This is a genomic window from Psychrobacter sp. AOP22-C1-C5, assembly GCF_052378885.1.
GTDB lineage: Bacteria > Pseudomonadota > Gammaproteobacteria > Pseudomonadales > Moraxellaceae > Psychrobacter.
The window spans coordinates 182,564-202,127 of record NZ_JBQSYC010000002.1 but is presented as its reverse complement, the minus strand read 5'-3'; the positions used below and the strand labels follow the sequence as shown (position 1 = coordinate 202,127).

The following is a 19,564-nucleotide window of genomic DNA, read 5'->3' as shown; positions in this document are numbered from 1 at the left end:
CACTCTAATGCCTACAAAGTGAAAACAAAACAACGTAGTCGATAAGTCATAATCAATTCATCGACGCAACTGTTAAGAAGCGTTTGTAAGTATTTTTCTTTTAAGATCATTCTTTCCTGTTCATCTGCCAGCGAGAAGCCAGCATGTCTACTTTGACGTTAAAAATTAATAAGCGGGATTATCCCCTCGATAATCTTGACACGCGCACGACATTGCTTGATGTCTGTCGCCAGCACTTGCAAATCACTGGACCCAAAAAAGGCTGTGACCACGGTCAATGTGGTGCCTGCACAATACTCGTCAACGGAAGACGGGTCAATTCCTGCCTGACACTTGCTGTCATGCATGAGGGTGATGAAATCACTACGATTGAAGGTATTGGCATGCCTGACTCATTGTCAGCGCTGCAACAAGCGTTTAATGACCACGACGCGTTTCAGTGTGGCTATTGTACGCCTGGCCAAATTTGTTCAGCGACCGCATTAATAGAAGAGGTCAAGCAAAATTGGCCAAGCTACGTAACTGCTGATCTAAAAAATCCTGATGGATTATTGGTGCAAGAAATCGCTGAGCGCATGAGCGGTAATATTTGTCGTTGTTCAGCCTATCCCAATATCATTAAAGCCATCTCACAAGTGCTCGAAAGTGAAGTTGCTGAGCAGTCTTCAAAGTCGAACACAGAGGCAGCACAAGGATCGCAAGTGACCGGTATCTGGTCACCGCCGCCCAGCGAAACGCAACTTGGTAAATCATCAAATAATACTCAAGCCACCAACACGTTAGGAGGTCGCTCATGAGACGTTTTGAATATGATCGTGCTGATGCACCACAACAAGCTGCCATGTCAGCAAGTGCAAAAGAAGCTGCTTTTATCGCTGGTGGCACCAACCTATTAGATTTGATGAAGCTTGAGATTGAAACACCTATCAAGCTGGTAGACGTGACGCGTTTACCGTTAGAGCAGGTAGAGATGACAGTTGAAGGCGGATTACGTATCGGTACGCTCGTCAGTAATAGTGATTTGGCAGCCCATCCTGAGGTAATCGCCAACTATCCAGTACTATCACGAGCCATTTTGGCGGGAGCCACAGGTCAGCTACGTAATAAAGCCACGACAGGGGGTAATTTTTTACAGCGCACCCGTTGTTACTATTTTTATCAAACCGACAGCCCATGCAACAAGCGCGAGCCGGGTACTGGCTGTCCTGCTATCAACGGTGAGAATCGTACCCTTGCAATCTTAGGAACCAGCGATGCCTGTATCGCTCAGCATCCTTCTGATATGGCGGTTGCCATGCGTCTGCTCGATGCAAAGATCGAAACAGTTAAAGCAGATGGCAGTACGCGTACTATTCCTGTTAAAGAATTTTATTGCTTACCAAAAGATACGCCGCACATCGAAAACGTGTTGGAAAGAGGCGAGCTTATCACTCACGTTGTTTTGCCAGCACCTATCGATGGTATGCATACTTATGACAAAGTGCGTGACCGCGCCTCTTATGCATTTGCATTGGTATCCTGCGCTGCCGTCATAGATGCTGATAATAATGGCAACCTGACTAACGTACGTTTGGCATTTGGCGGTATCGGTACTGAGCCATGGCGTAATGAAGAAGTTGAGACGCTATTAACGAACACAAATGGCAATAATGAAGTCATAAAGCAGGCGGCAGATTTGCTATTGCAAGATGCCAAAGGTAATGGTCAAAACGACTTTAAGATACCTTTAACGCGTCGTCTATTAAAACAAGTCATTCAGCGTGCATTAGCTGGCGAAGGAGCATAATCATGTCATTATTGGACTCAGTACTTCCCTTAGAACCTACCAAAAAAATGACGATGGATAAGCCAGTCGAATCCTTGTTTAACAAAACAGCAAGCAATCTGGTTGGCAAGCCAATGAACCGCGTCGATGGCCCATTGAAAGTCAGTGGTCAAGCGCCTTATTCGGCAGAGATTCATCGCGAAAACCAAGCTTATGGCGTTTTAGTCAGTGCAAAAATCGCTAAAGGGCATGTCGAAAGCATCGATAGTAGCGCTTTGGACAACATCCCTGGTATTATCAAAGTAGTGAGCGATCCTGAGCACTTTTTGCGCAATCCACAACAAGGGACTGAAACCAAAGCTCCCACGCAAGGCGCCAGCGAGATTTTTTATCATGGTCAGCCTATTGCCGTTGTTGTCGCTGAGACTTTTGAAGCGGCAAGGGAAGGTGCTAACGCAATCCGTGTCACTTATAAAAACGAGACTGAACAGGCGGCCTTAGATTTTACTAAAGAGCAGTCCAGCGCTCATGAGGTAAATGAAAAAGAAGGTTCAGATAAAAACGCGGTAACTGGTGATCCAGAGCAAGGTCTGGCAGATTCGCCTGTTACTCTTGATCGCTTTTATCATACGCCAAATCAGAGTAATTCTGCTATGGAGCCTCATGCTACGTTGGCGTATTGGGAGGATGATAAACTTGTCTTGTATACATCCAATCAAATGGTTGCATCATGCAAGCAGCAAGTCATGGATGCCTTGAATCTTAATAAAGATCAGGTCCAAATGATTTCTTATTACGTCGGTGGCGGTTTCGGTAGCAAATTGGGAATCGCGCCTGAATCGATTGCAGCAGCCATTGCTGCCAAAGAATTGGATCGTCCTATCTTGGTATGCATGACTCGCCAACAAGTTATGGAAGCGACTGTAAAGCGTTCAAATACACGTCAGCGCATTGCCATTGGCTGTGATGAACAGGGAGTGATTAATACTCTGATTCATGACTCTATCAGTAGTAACTTACCAGGTGAAGGTTTTTTTGAGCCTTCTGCTTTGTCTACCCATTACTTGTACCGCGGCGAAAACCGCCGAGTAAATTACAAACTGGTCGATATGAACCAATTGCTTTCGGGCTCCATGCGAGCGCCTGGCGAGGCGGTGGGTATGATCGCACTTGAGTGTGCAATGGATGAGTTGGCAACCCAGTTGGATATTGATCCGATTGAGCTGCGCCGTCGTAATGAGCCGACGCAAGATCCTACTCAAGAGATTCCGTTTTCGACGCGCCAGTTACTTGCTTGTATGGAGCAAGGTGCAGAACAATTTGGTTGGAGCGAGCGCAATACCAAACCTGCCAGTCAACTGGATGGCGACTGGTGGATAGGAACAGGAATGGCGGCTTCTTCTCGCGGTAACTCACTACAGCAGTCAGAAGCCCGAGCGACTCTACAAGTTGATGAGTCAAAAGCGCTTGGCGTCAAGGCTGTGATTGAGACAGATATGACAGACATCGGTACGGGTTCTTATACCGTGTTTTCGCAAGTAGCAGCCGACTTATTAGGCCTACCCATTGATCATATTGAGATGAAGTTGGGTGATAGCGAATTACCACCTGCCTCAGGCTCAGGTGGTAGTTTTGGTGCTGCAAGCTCTGGTAGTAGTATTTATCTTGCTTGTGAGCAACTGCGTGACATACTGGCAGAAAAAGTCGGTCTTTATTCTGATACCATTCTGCTCGATCAAGGTCAAATCAAACAAGTTGGTACACATGAGCCTAGTGGGACTGAGACCGCTATTGAGACTATTAAAGACAAGGCCGAAGGTGTAAAAAACACCCTTGCCGAAAAAGCAGGGTTAACATTATCAGAATCCGCTGCTGAAAAGTATGACTTTGGCGATGCTCAGTCTTATGCTTTGGTAGATGTACTCGCTGAATATGACGAGCAAAAACTCAGTGCCAAAGGTCAAATTCAAGCAGGTAAAAATGAAAAAACCCATCGCCAAGCGTCTTTTGGTGCCAACTTTGCAGAAGTTGCCGTACACAAAGTCACGGGTGAGATTCGGGTTAAGCGCATGACGGGTGCCTTTGCGGCTGGCCGTATTCTTAATCATAAGACAGCCACTTCGCAATGTTATGGCGGTATGGTGTTCGGTATTGGTTCAGCGCTGATGGAAGAGGTCATTCATGATAAGCGCGATGGTCGTTTATGTAATCATGACCTTGCTGAGTACCATGTGCCAGTCAATGCGGATGTACCACAATTGGAAGTCATTTTAGTAGAAGAAGATGATCCCTACACCAATCCTATGCATATCAAAGGCATCGGGGAAACGGCTATTTCAGGCGCAGCGGCTGCGATTGCCAATGCTATTTATAATGCCGTTGGTGTGAGAGTCTATGACTTTCCGATTACCCTCGACAAATTGCTTTATGAGATGCCAGAGTAATTTTTGATATCCATTGTTCTACAAAAACCCGCTTAATTGGCGGGTTTTTACAACTTTAGTATTTATCGTATATAAATAAAATAAGAGGCGTTATGAATCAAATTGCTGACATTCTTAAGCTGGCAAGCGAGGCTCAGCAACAAAACGTTGACGCCGTATTGGCAACTGTCGTGCGTATTGAAGGCTCCGCATATCGCCGCGCTGGTGCCATGATGCTCATCTGTGAAGATGGTCGCTCGGTTGGAATGATTAGTGGTGGCTGCTTGGAGCCGCATATCATCAAACGTGCTTTTTGGCTCACGCGTGATGGTGCCAATGTGCAGGTCTATCAAACAGGCGATGATATTGAATACACAAAAAATGGCGAAGCAAAAGAAGCAAATCAAAGCGATAAAGAACCAAACCATAGCAAAGATAGCATTGAGCTTTTAGATGCTAATGTAGCGACTGATTTAAATGATGATTTTGAGAATGATTTTGAAGATGATGCTTATGGTGAGTTAGACGAGCTAAATTTTGGGCTAGGTTGTAATGGTCGGGTACACGTGTTGTTTGAACGAGTGGCGACTGCGAAACCTTTGTTAGAAATAATCCGGCAGGTTCGTCATACTCAGCAGCCTTTAACAATAGCCACTTTAATTCGGGCTGACGGTGGGCGGCTTTTGCCTGACTTACACATTGGTATGCGAATTAATCTGGACGACTATACTCATTCAGGACAAGTAGCTGATATTGCTCACAGTGAGTTGGCAATCAGTAGCTCTGAGGCATCAAGCACATTTACCAACATGATTGACGCATTAACAGAGCAGGAGATGTCTGACAAAAATGCTGAGTATGTGGTTTTACGAGATGCAGATGTATCCACAGAATGGCTAGTACAACGACTACAACCGCAGATCCGCTTGCTGATTTGCGGCGCAGGTAATGATGTGATGCCGCTGGTCACTATGGCAAAGTTGCAAGACTGGCATGTCACAGTCATAGACAGCCGTGCTCAATATGCGACGCGTATGCGTTTTCCTCAAGCGGATGCTGTGATACCGCTACCATTGGATAGTACTGAAAAATTACTCAAACTGAGTAGTAATGCTGCTGTGGCTTTGATGTCGCACAGCCTTAGCCAAGATCGTGCAAGACTGGCCACACTGCTGGAGCATCCTAATAACTATAGATACATTGGACAGTTGGGACCGCGCTATCGTACCGAACGCTTGATCCAAGAGATTGGCGCTATCAAAGACGATCCTGCAACCATAGCAGAAGGTATTAACAAGATGCATTTTCCTATTGGTTACAAATTGGGTGGAGACGGGCCAGAAGCATTGGCACTTGGCATCATTGCCCAGATCAATGCGGTTATGTATGATCAAACGCCGCCAGTAGGATTTACCGATACTGATCTTTCAAATACAGTAACCACAAGTAGCGATATGACGATGAGTTTGGTATGAATGGCAATCAGTCCATTCAAGTATCTCTGGAACCACAAGCATCGAACCATGCCGTTATTATTTTGGCGAGTGGACTCAGTCAGCGTTTAGGTCAGGCGAAACAGTTACTCCACAAAGATGGCGAACCGTTGATTCGTTATATGACCAAACTGGCAGTAGCTACCCAGCCGCAAGCCATCATCGTAGTCATTCCTGATAATAGCTCTGCAATCGATAGCGCGATAAACGAATTAAGTGTTCAGTACTCAGCGATTCAAGTAGTGGTAAATCTCTTGCCCGAAACAGGCATGGCTCACAGTTTGTACTTAGGAATTGAGGCGTTGACTGACGTTACAGACCTATCGATTGAACGAGTGCTAATTATGGGGATTGATCAAATCTTACTCGATGAGCCGCATTTAATTGCCTTGCTGGCAGGTAAGCAGGCAGTGGTGGCGAGTGGTTATCATAGCTGGACGTATTTAGATAAGGCAAATACCACTGATACACTTAAAAAAGATATCATCGGACTGCCTTCAGTGATTGATTATGAGTTATTAAAACGATGGCAGTCGACGCTAATAGGGGATAAGGGTTTGCGTCACTTGATTAGAAGCTTGCCATCCAGTCGAATAAGTACAGTGACTAATGCGCAGCTGAGCTATGACATTGATACGCCTGAGCAGTGTGCTTATGCACAGCAGAGAGGCTGGCTGGATAAATAGCCTTGACGGTATCAGAGCAATATCAATCCTTAAGAGATAAAAATGACCAATGTGATAGAAACAGACCGCCTTTATCTTAGGCAATGGCAAACAAGCGACTTTGTGATATTCGCTGAGATGAATGCTGACCCCGAGGTGATGCAATACTTTCCAAAGTTATTATCGACTACTGTGAGCAACACTATTGCCAAAAAATGCCAGCAGCTTATTGAAGACAATGGCTGGGGATTTTGGGCGGTCAGCTTAAAGGACAGTTCAAAAAAGCGTAATAATTTTATCGGGTTTGTGGGCTTAAATGATACACATGCAAATATGTCGTTTGCCCCTGCGGTTGAGATTGCGTGGCGGTTGCGCAAGGAGTGTTGGGGACAAGGTTACGCAACTGAAGCGGCACGTGCAGCGTTACAGTTTGCCTTTACCGAGCTGGCACTTGATGACGTTGTCTCATTTACTGCTGTTATCAATAAGCGCTCGCAACTCGTTATGGAACGTATCGGCATGACGGATTCACAGGATAATTTTTATCATCCCGCACTCAATGCAGATCATCGACTTGCTGAGCATGTACTGTATAAAATAACTCGGCCGCAGTGGCAGAAAGCTGTCGCCCTTAAGCCTATGCGCTCTTTTAAATAGTCTAATAGCACACGCAATATCGTTGGGTTTGACGTAATAGTGGTTTAGTAAGCCAGCAGCAAGGATAAATGCTCAACCGAACCTAAAAATGCCAAGCGGGTTTAACTGAGAAACCTCAATCCAGACGTTTTTAGTGCCCATACCAGCTCTACAAAGGCACGGCTATTGGTCAATGGTTCCCCATCAATGATAAGAACGTAGCCTGCACCGTCAATCCATAAAAACACAAAGCTGGTTTCGGGAATCAGTAGATCCACTTGTTGAAAAAACGAGATGGCTTGGCTTTCTACTGCCCAGCCGCGTTGCTTTTGACGAAGCATAAAGCCTGAAAAATCAGCCGCCGCCACACTCAGCATGTCCGCTTCTTCTTGGCTGTAGCCAATGCGTGCCAGACAAAATCCTTCGTCAGAGCCAATCGCGGCACGGCGTTTGCCAGATAAGCTAGCAACCACGTACGGTAAAAACTGATCCAATGGCAAATTGGGCGCTGGCAAAAGGAGAGACAGCTTTTCAATCCAGCCTTGTTCTATAAAGCTCTGTAGCCATGCGTCAGAATAACGCTCGAGCCAATCAGCGGCAAGTAAAGTCTGCTCATAAGACAAAAGATCTTGTAGCGACCGCTGTTCATCGGTTGGTTCACTTTGTGAAAATGCCTCAAATATACCCGCTGGCGTTAAGGTCAGGTAGGTTTTATCAGCATTTAAGTAAGAGGACATAGCGGTTACCATTATGATAAGAAGTTTAAATAGAGGATAAATTAGGTCTTAATGGTTTGGTCAAGGCGTTGCTGACAATTGTTCCAGCGTTCACCAAATTGCCAGTCACTTTTGCCCAGACGAAACCAAACCAAAGAGAAGGCAAGGCGATCGTTGCGGGCAATACAATGGGCAAAGAACTCATTTTCGATTTGCTCAATGGTACTCCAATCCTTGTTATCGCGTGCTTGCATCAATTCGGTCGTGATGTCTTTAGAGATTTGTTTGGCATCATCGCTACTAATACGCAATCGCTCTTGTTGCTCATTGAGAGAGGGCGAAACCAAAACGCTCCAGCGAGTTGCCAGCATACTATTGCGCTGAATGTATCTTTTTTTACCAATACAATCTAGAAAACCTTGTTGCACGTGAGGAGGCAGACGATCCTTGATACGCGTAAACAAGTTGTTTACATCGTAAGGGATATCATACCAGCAGCCATAAAAGAAATCTGCGACCGCACCTTGCAGTGGCTCTTTCTCAGTCAAGAGCAACGCTGCATTGATACGTTGCTCGTGGAAATGACGATTATTCGGTGCCAAAAAAACTTTGCGCGAGTACAAACGAAACACTCGGCGCACTTCCTTCTCACTTTCTTTGATTAGGTCTAGGTCAGACATAAGGGTGTCCTTTAAGCCGTCGTTACTATTGTATTGCCACTATGGACAAGCAATAGGCTATGACTTATTTGAGCAAAAGAGTGCCACAGGCTAACGAGTGGCTAATCAAGCAAAGTTTGCATCAAATCTATCATAAATTCGCCATCTTCCTCGCTCATTGCCTCAAACCCTTGGGGCATGCCAAGCTCAGCCAATGCGTCTTTACCCTCGTCATCGTTGTGCAAGTTAAGAATAGCATCGATAAAAATCTGTGAATCAGCGAACCCATCCTTAATAAGAAGTACATGACTGATATCGGCCAAGTCGCTTTCGATAAGGACGGTCAGCTGGGTTTTGGTCAGGCGCGAAAAGCTGTGAAAAATCTCTGCCAAAAAGAAAGCTGCTTGCGCCTCGCCTTTGATAACCTTACGGGCAGCTGCCTGATACGTTTCAGTGACATCCCAGTTTAGATCAGAGTCTTCTAGATCAACGGCTTCTAATAAACGTAATCCTATTAGTTTGACATCACGGTTGTCCGCCATTGCGACAGTGGCACCAGCCTGAATGTCTTCTAGACGATGGATATCACTGTTTGCCGCAGCAGCAATAACCATTTCATCAGATTTGCCAATGGGACGAGCAACGGCTCGGTAACCATGCTCACGGATCAGCGTTGCGGCATCAAAAGGGTTGGCGTAGATGATCTGAGTATTGCCTGCATCAATGACCTGTTCTTGTTCAGCATGCGATGCAGGTATGTTTAAGTGCATATTGAGGTTGGCACGTTTTTGAATCAACGTATTGAACATATGCCAGCCTGCAAAACGTTCAGGCGAAAAATCAGGGGCGATTAACATATTGTGTGTCGTCATGATTTAGCCTTCCTCATTTTGTTTCATTTCAGCGTATTGCGCTATTGCCGCTTCGATTTTGCTGCGTGATGGCTTGCGGCGTACCGAGGTATAGCCGACTGTTTCGCCGCGGCGAACGTTGGGTACGACGGTTGCATAGACCCAATAGTGACTACCATCTTTGCATAAGTTTTTGACATAGCCATGCCATTTTTGTCCAGATGCTGCTTTTTCCCACAAATCTTTGTAAGCCGCTTTTGGCATATCGGGATGACGCAATATATAGTGCTGCTGACCAATTAACTCATCGATATGATAGCCACTGATTTCGACAAAAGCATCGTTAACGTGCGTTATGACACCATTCAGATCAGTTCGCGATACAATCAATTTACCATCAGGGTAGGCGCGTTCAATGCCAGTGTCATAGACAGTACGTGACATCCCATCATGATAAGTCAAGATAACTTGCTTGGCTGGCATATCAGGTTTATGTGCATCAGGGATCGGGGAACCCATAGTAATATCCTTCATTTATCGTTAGATTCATAATGATTAAAAAGCAAAAACCACTTAATCAGATAAGCTTTGCAAGAGCTTCTGAGGCACGTTTGATGTCTAAAAATATCAAACCAAGCTTCGCATTTGGCTTTGCCATAATAGTTAATACAGCTTCCTCTCCTGATGAGGTCATAATCACGTAACCTTTTTCGCCCTGAATCATAATGCGATCGATACCACCACGTGCCAGTTCACGACCTGCGCGGTCGCCCAATGACAACAAGGCTGCTGACATAGCACCAACGCGGTCTTCATCAATGCCAGTCGGTAGCGCTGAGGCAATCATAAGACCGTCGTTAGAAATAAGGGCAGAAGCTTCAACGTCTGCTGATGAGCTGTTTAGGTCTTCCAAAATCTGCTGGAATGAATCTGTGCGCATATCGATTACTCTGTACTGGTTGTTGGTTTATATTTATGAAATAGTAGGGCTAGCCAGAAATATCCTCATTTCAATAAGGGTATTGTAATTCCTTACTAATAATATTGATATCAAAATTTTTAGTTTAATTTGAAAATTTTGATATTTTTTACCGTTCATTATTTCTTCTTAACCGCCTGTCTCTGTCTTATGCTGATAAAAACACGGCACAAATAATACTTATAACTTTTTATGATGACGATATTTACTAGACTTATCTGATTTAAAAGTGATATACATTAAAAGGCAAAAATTTTTGTTTTTGAATTTGTAAGGCAAATAAAAATTCACGTAACTTTTTCTCATCTTTTCTATACAGAACAGCATGTAAGAAGCATTCGGGAAGTACAATCATCACTTTCACAAGGAAGATATATGAGTATCAGTCAGGCCATCGAAAAAATTGAAACACGTTACGCCCATCAACCTGAGTTTGTGCAAGCGGTAAAGGAAGTCGCTGTCACTATTGCGCCGCTATATGATGCCCATCCAGAGTACGATACCTTTAAAATATTCGAGCGCCTCGTCGAGCCTGACCGTATTATTTGCTTCCGTATTAACTGGGAAAATGACAAAGGGGAAATTCAAGTCAATCGTGGCTGGCGTGTCCAGTTCAGCAATGCCTTAGGCCCTTATAAAGGCGGTATTCGATTTCATCCTACCGTCACTCAGTCTGTTCTAAAATTCTTAGGGTTTGAGCAAATATTCAAAAATGCGCTAACTGGATTGCCCATGGGCGGCGGCAAAGGTGGCTCTGATTTTGACCCAAAAGGCAAAACGGACAGTGAAATCCGTCGTTTTTGTTATGCGTTTATGCGTGAGCTGCATCACTACGTGAATAAAGATGTTGATGTGCCAGCAGGTGACATTGGGGTGGGTGGCCGCGAGGTCAGCTATATGTTTGCCATGTATAAGAATCTCACGCACGAATATGGTGGTGTCTTGACCGGTAAAGGTGTGGGTTTCGGTGGCAGTTTGATGCGTACGGAGGCCACAGGTTACGGTGCTGTCTACTTCCTAGAAAATATGCTTACTGCGCAAAATGACGATATTAAAGGTAAAAGAGTGTTGATCTCAGGCGCAGGTAACGTCTCATTGCACGCGGCTGAAAAAGCGACCATGCTTGGTGGTATCGTCGTCACGGTTTCAGATTCTCAAGGAACGTTGTACGATGAGGCGGGACTGAATCAAGAAAAAATTGATTGGTTAAAAGCACAAAAAGCCAAAAGTAAACCGTTGGCAGACTATGTGGATGTTTATGGCGGTGAGTGGCTTGTTGAAAAAAAGCCATGGCAGATCAAAGGTGACATTGCGATTCCATCAGCGACCCAAAACGAAGTCAATGAAGACGATGCTAAGCTCATGGTCGACAATGGCATCAAATATGTCGTTGAAGGCGCCAATATGCCATTGACGGCGGACGCGATTGACTACATCCATGAGCGCCGCGTACATTACGCGCCAGGTAAAGCGGCCAATGCGGGCGGTGTGGCGGTATCTGGGCTTGAGATGTCGCAAAACTCAGTACGCCAATATCAGACCTTTGAGCAGATAGATTCGCGCCTCAAAGAAATCATGAAAAATATCCATGACTGTGCAGCTGAGGCCTCAGAGCAGTATGGCCAAACTGAGAATGGTTATATCAATTATATGGCAGGTGCCAATATGGTTGGCTTTAAGCGCGTGGCTGATGCCTTGGTTGCTTATGGTATTTTAAATTAAAGCAAGAGCATTTGATTTTTATTGAACTATTAGGGCGTGACTGGTACAAATTTTTTTGCTTGCTGTACCTATACGGACAGAGGCGGCAAAACTTCTCGTTTAAAGATAAGTATCCCAGTCACTTTTTATACTGACGTGATTGTAAAGTAAGTAGATAGGGCGGTTTTTGCGCCCTATATTTTTGTGCGCCATTTGCCCTGAGACATAATACCTTCGATAGGGTTAAGACCTATTTGATACGCCAAATCAGCAGGGCGAGTAATGTCCCATAATGCCAAATCCGCATCGCAGCCCACTTCTATTTTACCTTTATTTGTCAAGCCCAAGGCCTGCGCAGCATAAACAGTTGATCCTGCCAATACTTCTTCAGGTGTGAGATAAAACAGCGTACAGCCCATATTCATCGCCAACAGTAATGACGTGAGCGGTGACGTACCTGGATTGCAGTCGGTTGAAATCGCCATGGGTACTTGGTGTTTACGCAAGGCATCAATCGGTGGCAGCTTGGTGTCACGCAAGGTGTAAAACGCCCCCGGCAAGAGGACTGCCACCGTATTGCTGGCCGCCATCTTTTTGATATCGTCTTCCGATAGATGCTCAAGATGATCGCTAGATAATCCTTGATATTCAGCGACCAACGCACTTCCGCCTATGTCAGATAATTGCTCAGAGTGCAGTTTGACGGGCAGACCTAATGAGCGTGCGACTTCAAAGACGCGCTTGATTTGTGCAGTGCTAAACGCGATGTTTTCACAAAACCCGTCAACTGCATCGACCAAACCTTCTGAATGTAGTATTGGCAGCCATTCGCAAACTTGTTCAATATAGTCATCGGCACGGTCCTGCATGTGAGACTGGTATTCAGGTGGCAGGGCATGAGCAGCGAGATAGGTAGTGCTGACATGAATATTATATTTTTCACCAAGATTGCGAGCGACCGTCAGCATCTTGCGTTCGGTTTTTAAATCCAAACCGTAACCGGACTTGATTTCGATACTGGTTACGCCTTCCTTTATAAGTGCGAGCAGGCGTTTTTCACTTTGGGCAAATAATGATTCGATACTGGCCTCACGGGTTGCGCTGACGGTGGCGACAATACCGCCGCCTTGTGCTGCGATGTCTTGATAGCTGGCACCATGCAGACGCGCTTCAAACTCATTGCTACGGTTGCCACCATAAACGATATGAGTATGACAATCGATTAATCCGGGCGTTATCCAGTGACCGTTTGCGTCTGTTATCTGATGGTCTTGATAGGACGCAAGATGCGGAGTCATTTGCTCATGCGTACCCATCCATGCAATTTTGCCAGCTTTGATACCGATAGCGGCGTTCTCTAACTGACCGTAAGGTGTGTTGTCTATGGCTGTCGATTCGTTGTTCTTTTTATCGGTATGACTGTCAAAACCATAGTGCGCTGAAAACGTCGCAAGATTGGCGTTAATAATGATGTGATCGAATGAGGTTAAGTCATCACCGAGCATCTGTGCGGGCGAGTTGGTCATAATAAGCTCCTGCTTCGTACTGACTGTCAGACGAACATATAAAATTGATTTATAAAGTGAGTAGATGCTGTTCACTAACGGTCGCTAACAGGCGAGCGGCGACCTTACAGCTACGATTATCAACATCAAAGGTAGGGTTGATTTCAGCAATATCCGCCACTTTTACTTTGCCAGATTGCATAATCAATTTGACCGCGCGCTCAACGAAACTCAGCTCAATACCGTAAGCCGCTGGCGCACTGACGCCCGGTACGACGCTCGACGGTAAGCAGTCCATATCAATGGTCATATAGAGCAGATCTACTTTACTGATAAATGTCTCAATTTGCTTGGCAAGACTATCCCACGTCTGATGATGACAATCCTCATCGCTGATAATATGAATGCCCAATTGCTCAGCACGATCAAAGAGGGCGGCGGTATTAGAAAACCGACTGACGCCAATGCAGCAATAGTTAAATGGCTGATTGCGTTCGGCAAGATGTTCGGCAATTTGGCGGAACGGTGTGCCAGATGTCGCCATATCAGACTGACGAATATCCAAATGGGCATCGAAGTTGATAATGCCTATAGTTGGCGCTTTATCAACCGTCACATCGTCTGCTTTTGCCAACGTTTGCCACAACCCTAAAAAACTGCCGTACGCAATGGCGTGACCACCGCCAAGTCCGATGGGTAAACCGCCTTGCTGAATAACATAGCTTACTTTATCGGCATATTTGGTTTGAGCCTGTTCAAGCGTGAGCGGCGCAAAATCATCATCGTCATGACAATGGATATCGCCTGCGTCGCCGAGCAGCGTTGACAGCTGCCCATCGAAGCGTTGTTGCAAATCATATATGACAGGTAGAGTAGCAAAGGCTTGACGAATCAGAGGCGGCGCGGCTCTTGCACCCACGCGTCCTTGGTTGCGTCTAACCCCTTGATCACAAGCGAAACCGACCAATCCAATGTGCTGCTGCTCATAAGGCTGTACCAATTGATACCAGTAGCGTGCACGGTCAGTTTCAAATGGCTCTGCACGTCCTGTCCATCGAGTCATATCTGCGCCAGTGTGGCTAACCGTTGCATTGGTCATCGCAGGTCTCCTTATTTAGAATCGTACCAGTCGTTACGTAGTGATTGCCAATGCTCAGCAAGCGTGCCATCTAACACCAGCTGCTTCGCCGCTTCGATATCAGGAGCAAGGTAGCGGTCTTTGTCATAAAAAGTCACTTGCGCGCGGAGCTTTTGATGCGCTGTCGTCAGCATCTCTGAGGTCTCAAGGCTACGATGAAAATCAATACCTTGACCTGCTGCCAGTAGCTCAATACCGATAATGGTGGCGGTGTTTTGCACCATTTCATACAGACGGCGCGCGCAATAGGTCGCCATCGACACATGGTCTTCTTGGTTGGCAGAAGTTGGAATGCTATCTACGCTACCCGGATGAGCGATGGATTTGTTTTCTGAGGCAAGCGCTGCTGCGGTGACATGGGCAATCATAAAACCTGAGTTCACACCCGCATTATCCACCAAGAATGGCGGTAGTCCGCCTGACAGAGTGGCATCGATTAGTAAGGCAATACGGCGCTCAGACATAGAGCCAATCTCGGCGATTGCCAAGGCTAAAATATCAGCAGCAAAGGCAACTGGTTCAGCATGGAAGTTGCCGCCTGAGATCGCAACAGGACCATCGTCATTATTGAAAATAAGCGGATTGTCGGTCACGGCATTGGATTCAATTAATAAGGTTTTGCCCGCTTGATTGATAATATCAAGGCACGCGCCCATAACCTGCGGCTGACAGCGCAAGCAGTAGGGATCTTGTACTCTATCGTCTTGCTCGCCATCATGAGAGGCACGGATGGCACTGCCTTTAATCAACTGACGGTGTGCTTTAGCGATTTCAATTTGGCCATGATGACCACGTACTTCATGAATACGCGCATCAAATGGGGCATCTGAGCCTTTTGCCGCATCAATAGACATGGAGCCAACGATGGTTGCGGTTTCGAGCAAATCACGCGCTAAAAAATAACCACGTAATGCCAGCGCCGTTGATACTTGCGTACCGTTAATGAGGGCAAGACCTTCTTTGGCAGCCAACGTTATTGGCTCAAGACCGTGTTGTGCTAAAGCGTCGGCCGCGAGGACTTTTTTACCATCGACATAGACATGACCTTCACCCATCATCGCCAGCGTCATATGCGATAAAGGCGCTAAATCGCCAGATGCCCCAACCGAACCTTTCGCCGGAATATTTGGGGTGATTTGATTGTTAATCAATCCTAATAGACTGTCGACCACTGCGCGGCGCACACCAGAGACGCCTTGCGCTAGGCTTGCCACCTTCATCACCATAATCAATCGCACCACATTATCTGGCAGAGCCTCACCCGTACCTACCGAATGAGAAACGATCAGGTTACGCTGAAGTAGCTCAAGCTGGTCATCACTAATACGGGTCTTTGCTAATAGACCAAAGCCGGTATTGATACCATACGCACTTTTATCGCGTGCAATAATGGTTTGTACGTCTGCATGTGACGCATCTATCGCTTCATAAGCGCTGTCAGGTAAGGTCAATTTGACAGGGTGGTCATAAATATCGCGTAGCATCTCAAAGCTAAGTTGACGGGGATGCAGAGTAAATTGTTTGATATCAGTCATGGGGTAATCCTAATTTTATAAGCAGTATTAATAATAATATGTATTTTTATACATCGTTTGCAGTAACGGGGTTTTGGTCTGACAAAACGATTCATTTCGTCTAAACCGACTGCTGTTATTTAATTCGAGTCATATCATCCAATCCAATTCATATATAAGGCCAGTTGCCCAAATGCGGCTGCCAGTAAAATACTAAGTACCACGCGCTCAAACCAAATAATGACCATTTTACCAACAGAGATGGGGATTTCGGTCGCTAGCACGCAAGGAATCATGGCAGAAAAAAACAGCACACTGCTAATGGATATCACGCCTGCGACATAGCGGGTCAACATATCCGCCTCACTCAGCAACAGCGCTGGCAAGAACATCTCAGCCAATCCTGCTGACATTCCTTTGGCTGCGACAAGTGGCTCTGGTAAACCGCCCAACCATGTAAATGGGTAGAGGAGTAGTCCTAGGGCATCGAACACTGGCGTATATTTTGCCAATAATAATCCGGTCAATCCCACAGCGATAATGGAAGGGACAATTGCTGCTGCCATGATAAGACCGTCACGAAAGTTTGACCACAAAATATGTTTGAGGTCGGTTGCTCGTCTGGACGTGGACAAACCCAAATCAAACGCTGCCGCCAAGCGTTTACCACGTTCGTAATCAAGGGTTGGGCGGTCAACTTCGTTATCAAACAGACTGATCGGTGGAATACGAGCAGTAATGGCAGTGACGATAAAAGTAATCACCAGCGTCGACCAAAAAAACAGATTCCAAAATTCCATTAAACCGAGCGTTTTTGCCACAATCACCATAAATGCGGCAGATACAGTAGAAAATCCCGTCGCAATAATAATAGCTTCACGCGCCGAGTATTGCTTTTGCAGATACACGCGATTGGTGATGAGCAAGCCAATCGAGTAGCTGCCTACAAAAGAAGCGACGGCATCAATGGCTGATGCACCAGGTGTTTTCCAGATGGGTTTCATAATAGGTTGCATTAGTACACCTACCATCTCAAGCAAACCAAAACCGACCAAAAACGCTAAAATCAATGCCCCAAGCGGTACGATCATACCGACTGGTAAAGCCAGTTTTTCAAACAAAAACGGCAACATGTCCGTTTCCATCATAAAGGCCGGGGCTGTACCTGTGATATACATCACGGCCAAAACCAATCCCAGTACTTTAAAAGCGGTCAAAATTTTATGGGTCAGGTTCTTGCGCCATGAGCCATCTATGAATGGTTTGCTCACCCCAAAAATCATGAGCATAAATAACAAGGTGACAGACAACGTATGCTGTTGATTGACCAAGTAGGTTGCGCCATGATCGAACAAAATAGTGCTTTTCTCACCGATGGTAAAAGGGATAAAGAACATTACCAATCCGATGGTACTAAACACAATCAGCTGTATCAGCGCTACAGGTTTGGACAACAGCTTTTCTGGTGGCATCGCTGCCGCATCGTTGAGGTGGGAAGCCCCATTTTGTTCATTCATATTATCCTCCTTGATAAAATGGTCCAAGTACGCTATTTAATCATCGGTAGGTTTAGACCATAGTCTTTGGCTGTTTTGATCGCTAATTCATAACCTGCATCCGCATGGCGCATGACACCTGAACCGCAGTCATTGACCAATACGCGTGCTAAGCGTTTGGCTGCCGCATCCGTTCCATCAGCGACGATGACCATGCCAGAGTGCTGCGAGTAACCCATGCCAACGCCGCCGCCATGATGAAGTGATACCCAAGTGGCACCGCCTGCGACATTGAGCATACCGTTTAATAGTGCCCAATCAGACACGGCGTCTGAGCCATCTTTCATACTTTCGGTTTCGCGGTTTGGACTGGCAACGGAGCCAGTATCCAGATGGTCACGGCCAATGACGATAGGGCCTTTAAGCTCGCCATTTTTGACCATTTCATTAAATGCCAAGCCTGCTTTGTCACGTTCACCCAGACCCAACCAGCAGATTCGCGCTGGCAAACCTTGGAACTGAATGCGATCTTTTGCCATGTCAAGCCAGCGATGAATGTGTTGGTTTTCAGGGAACAATTCCTTAATCTTTTGATCCGTCTTATAAATGTCTTCTGGATCGCCTGACAGTGCTACCCAACGGAATGGGCCTTTGCCTTGGCAAAATAGAGGACGAATATAAGCGGGGACAAAACCGGGGAAATTAAAGGCATCTTTGACGCCTTCATCAAATGCAACCTGACGGATATTATTGCCATAATCGGTCGTTGGAATGTCCATGTCTTGAAGATCCAGCATCGCTTGCACATGGACGGCACAGGAAGCAGCCGCCGCTTTGGTAAGTGCTGCGTGTTGCTCTGGATCTTCTTGGGCAGCTTTCCATTCTTCAACCGTCCAGCCACTTGGTAGATAGCCGTTGATTAAGTCATGGGCTGAGGTCTGATCGGTAACCAAATCAGGCTTTATTTCGCCTGCACGCGCACGCTTGACCATCTCAGGCAAAATGTCTGCGGCATTACCAAGTAGAGCGATTGAGACCGCTTCACCCGCTGCGGTATGCTGCTTAATTAGCTCATAAGCATGATCGAGATCATCCGCTTGCTTATCGACGTAACCCGTACGCAAACGAAAATCGATACTAGACTGTTGGCATTCGATGTTTAGAGAAGTTGCGCCAGCAAAAGTTGCGGCGAGTGGCTGTGCGCCGCCCATACCGCCAAGTCCCGCGGTCAAAATCCAACGTCCTTCCCAGCTACCATCATAGTGCTGACGACCCGCTTCGACAAAGGTTTCATACGTGCCTTGTACGATGCCTTGTGTGCCGATATAAATCCAGCTACCCGCCGTCATTTGACCGTACATAAACAAGTCTTTGCGATCAAGCTCATTAAAATGCTCCCACGTTGCCCAGCGCGGTACAAGGTTTGAGTTGGCAATCAACACACGCGGTGCGTTTTCATGAGTTTGAAAGACGCCAACGGGTTTACCAGACTGCACCAATAAGGTTTCATCGTCTTCTAATTCTTTAAGAGATGCCAAGATTTGATCGTAGCTTTCCCAGTTACGCGCAGCGCGTCCGATACCGCCATAAACCACGAGACTTTTTGGGTTTTCGGCGACGTCAGGATGTAGGTTGTTTTGTAGCATGCGATAAGGCGCTTCGGTGAGCCAGCTCTTACAATTCAACGTGCTGCCAGTGGAGGCCGCAATATTGCGACTCTCGTCACGGCGGGTAAATTTGTTGTTTTCGACTTTTGCGGCTTTACTCATTCCATTATCGGTAGTCATGATCATTCCCTATGTTATTGAGGCAGTATTATTTATGCAGTTTTCTAGTGAAATTATTTGAGATATTCAGAAGTTGTATATACAAATTATCAAAGATTATTTTTTCATGCAAGCAGTTTTTTATAAATGGGTAAATTATTGATGGAATGAGCATAAATGATAGAGTGATCTGAATAAGGCCTAACGTGATTGTCATGATATTATGACGCTATTCTCATTAGTGAAACTGACGGTTA

Annotated in this window: 17 protein-coding genes; 7 read left to right on the top strand and 10 right to left on the bottom strand. The window is 45.9% G+C overall.

The genetic code is table 11. The annotated features are described in order from the left end of the window. Nucleotides 1–143 precede the first annotated feature (143 nt). The 6 genes from ACT3TH_RS03335 (at nt 144) to ACT3TH_RS03310 (ending at nt 7,003) form a co-directional block, all read left to right on the top strand. The gene (locus tag ACT3TH_RS03335) at nt 144–797 is read left to right on the top strand and encodes a 2Fe-2S iron-sulfur cluster-binding protein (RefSeq protein ID WP_444754436.1); all 654 of its coding nucleotides are present in this window, start codon (nt 144–146) and stop codon (nt 795–797) included. After that, complete coding sequence (locus tag ACT3TH_RS03330) at nt 794–1,786, top strand: FAD binding domain-containing protein (RefSeq protein WP_444754435.1); 993 nt, start codon at nt 794–796, stop codon at nt 1,784–1,786. The genes ACT3TH_RS03335 and ACT3TH_RS03330 overlap by 4 nt, the downstream gene beginning before the upstream one ends. A gap of 2 nt (nt 1,787–1,788) precedes the next feature. Then, a complete protein-coding gene (locus tag ACT3TH_RS03325) occupies nt 1,789–4,209 on the top strand; it encodes a molybdopterin cofactor-binding domain-containing protein (protein WP_444754434.1) in 2,421 nt (806 codons plus the stop codon). Between the two features lie 92 nt (nt 4,210–4,301). After that, on the top strand, nt 4,302–5,663 hold the full coding sequence (locus tag ACT3TH_RS03320) for an XdhC family protein (RefSeq protein WP_444754433.1): 1,362 nt from the start codon (nt 4,302–4,304) through the stop codon (nt 5,661–5,663). After that, nucleotides 5,660–6,367: a nucleotidyltransferase family protein gene (locus ACT3TH_RS03315; RefSeq protein WP_444754432.1), complete on the top strand. Its 708-nt coding sequence runs from the start codon at nt 5,660–5,662 to the stop codon at nt 6,365–6,367. Before ACT3TH_RS03320 ends, ACT3TH_RS03315 begins: the two co-directional genes overlap by 4 nt. Nucleotides 6,368–6,409: 42 nt before the next feature. Further along, nucleotides 6,410–7,003: a GNAT family N-acetyltransferase gene (locus tag ACT3TH_RS03310; RefSeq protein WP_444754431.1), complete on the top strand. Its 594-nt coding sequence runs from the start codon at nt 6,410–6,412 to the stop codon at nt 7,001–7,003. 101 nt (nt 7,004–7,104) lie between these two features. Here ACT3TH_RS03310 and ACT3TH_RS03305 read toward each other — a convergent pair whose 3' ends face one another. The 5 genes from ACT3TH_RS03305 to ACT3TH_RS03285 all read right to left on the bottom strand — a co-directional run bounded on the left by ACT3TH_RS03305 (nt 7,105) and on the right by ACT3TH_RS03285 (nt 10,148). After that, nucleotides 7,105–7,719 carry a hypothetical protein gene (locus tag ACT3TH_RS03305; RefSeq protein ID WP_444754430.1) on the bottom strand — a complete coding sequence of 205 codons (615 nt, stop codon included), beginning with the start codon at nt 7,717–7,719 and terminating at the stop codon, nt 7,105–7,107. Between the two features lie 41 nt (nt 7,720–7,760). Further along, nucleotides 7,761–8,378, bottom strand: a complete 618-nt coding sequence (locus ACT3TH_RS03300) for a hypothetical protein (protein WP_444754429.1) — start codon at nt 8,376–8,378, stop codon at nt 7,761–7,763. A gap of 101 nt (nt 8,379–8,479) precedes the next feature. Next, nucleotides 8,480–9,229 (bottom strand): PhnD/SsuA/transferrin family substrate-binding protein, encoded by a 750-nt coding sequence (locus ACT3TH_RS03295; RefSeq protein WP_444754428.1) that lies wholly within the window; start codon nt 9,227–9,229, stop codon nt 8,480–8,482. A gap of 3 nt (nt 9,230–9,232) precedes the next feature. Beyond that, entirely contained in the window at nt 9,233–9,727 is a 495-nt protein-coding gene (locus tag ACT3TH_RS03290; RefSeq protein WP_444754427.1) for a PAS domain-containing protein, read from the bottom strand. 58 nt (nt 9,728–9,785) lie between these two features. After that, nucleotides 9,786–10,148, bottom strand: coding sequence for a roadblock/LC7 domain-containing protein (locus ACT3TH_RS03285; protein ID WP_444754426.1), 363 nt, complete (start codon nt 10,146–10,148; stop codon nt 9,786–9,788). 414 nt (nt 10,149–10,562) lie between these two features. Between ACT3TH_RS03285 and gdhA the strand changes: the two genes are divergently transcribed. Beyond that, nucleotides 10,563–11,909 carry an NADP-specific glutamate dehydrogenase gene (gene gdhA, locus ACT3TH_RS03280; RefSeq protein ID WP_444754425.1) on the top strand — a complete coding sequence of 449 codons (1,347 nt, stop codon included), beginning with the start codon at nt 10,563–10,565 and terminating at the stop codon, nt 11,907–11,909. 173 nt (nt 11,910–12,082) lie between these two features. Here gdhA and hutI read toward each other — a convergent pair whose 3' ends face one another. The 5 genes from hutI to hutU all read right to left on the bottom strand — a co-directional run bounded on the left by hutI (nt 12,083) and on the right by hutU (nt 19,310). Then, nucleotides 12,083–13,414, bottom strand: coding sequence for an imidazolonepropionase (gene hutI, locus ACT3TH_RS03275; protein ID WP_444754424.1), 1,332 nt, complete (start codon nt 13,412–13,414; stop codon nt 12,083–12,085). Nucleotides 13,415–13,463: 49 nt separating this feature from the next. After that, nucleotides 13,464–14,492 carry a formimidoylglutamase gene (hutG, locus tag ACT3TH_RS03270; RefSeq protein ID WP_444754423.1) on the bottom strand — a complete coding sequence of 343 codons (1,029 nt, stop codon included), beginning with the start codon at nt 14,490–14,492 and terminating at the stop codon, nt 13,464–13,466. An 11-nt stretch (nt 14,493–14,503) separates the two neighbouring features. Further along, nucleotides 14,504–16,066 carry a histidine ammonia-lyase gene (gene hutH, locus ACT3TH_RS03265; protein WP_444754422.1) on the bottom strand — a complete coding sequence of 521 codons (1,563 nt, stop codon included), beginning with the start codon at nt 16,064–16,066 and terminating at the stop codon, nt 14,504–14,506. Nucleotides 16,067–16,200: 134 nt separating this feature from the next. Further along, nucleotides 16,201–17,562 (bottom strand): YjiH family protein, encoded by a 1,362-nt coding sequence (locus ACT3TH_RS03260; RefSeq protein WP_444754421.1) that lies wholly within the window; start codon nt 17,560–17,562, stop codon nt 16,201–16,203. Between the two features lie 32 nt (nt 17,563–17,594). Then, nucleotides 17,595–19,310, bottom strand: a complete 1,716-nt coding sequence (gene hutU / locus ACT3TH_RS03255; RefSeq protein WP_444754703.1) for a urocanate hydratase — start codon at nt 19,308–19,310, stop codon at nt 17,595–17,597. Nucleotides 19,311–19,564 lie beyond the last annotated feature (254 nt).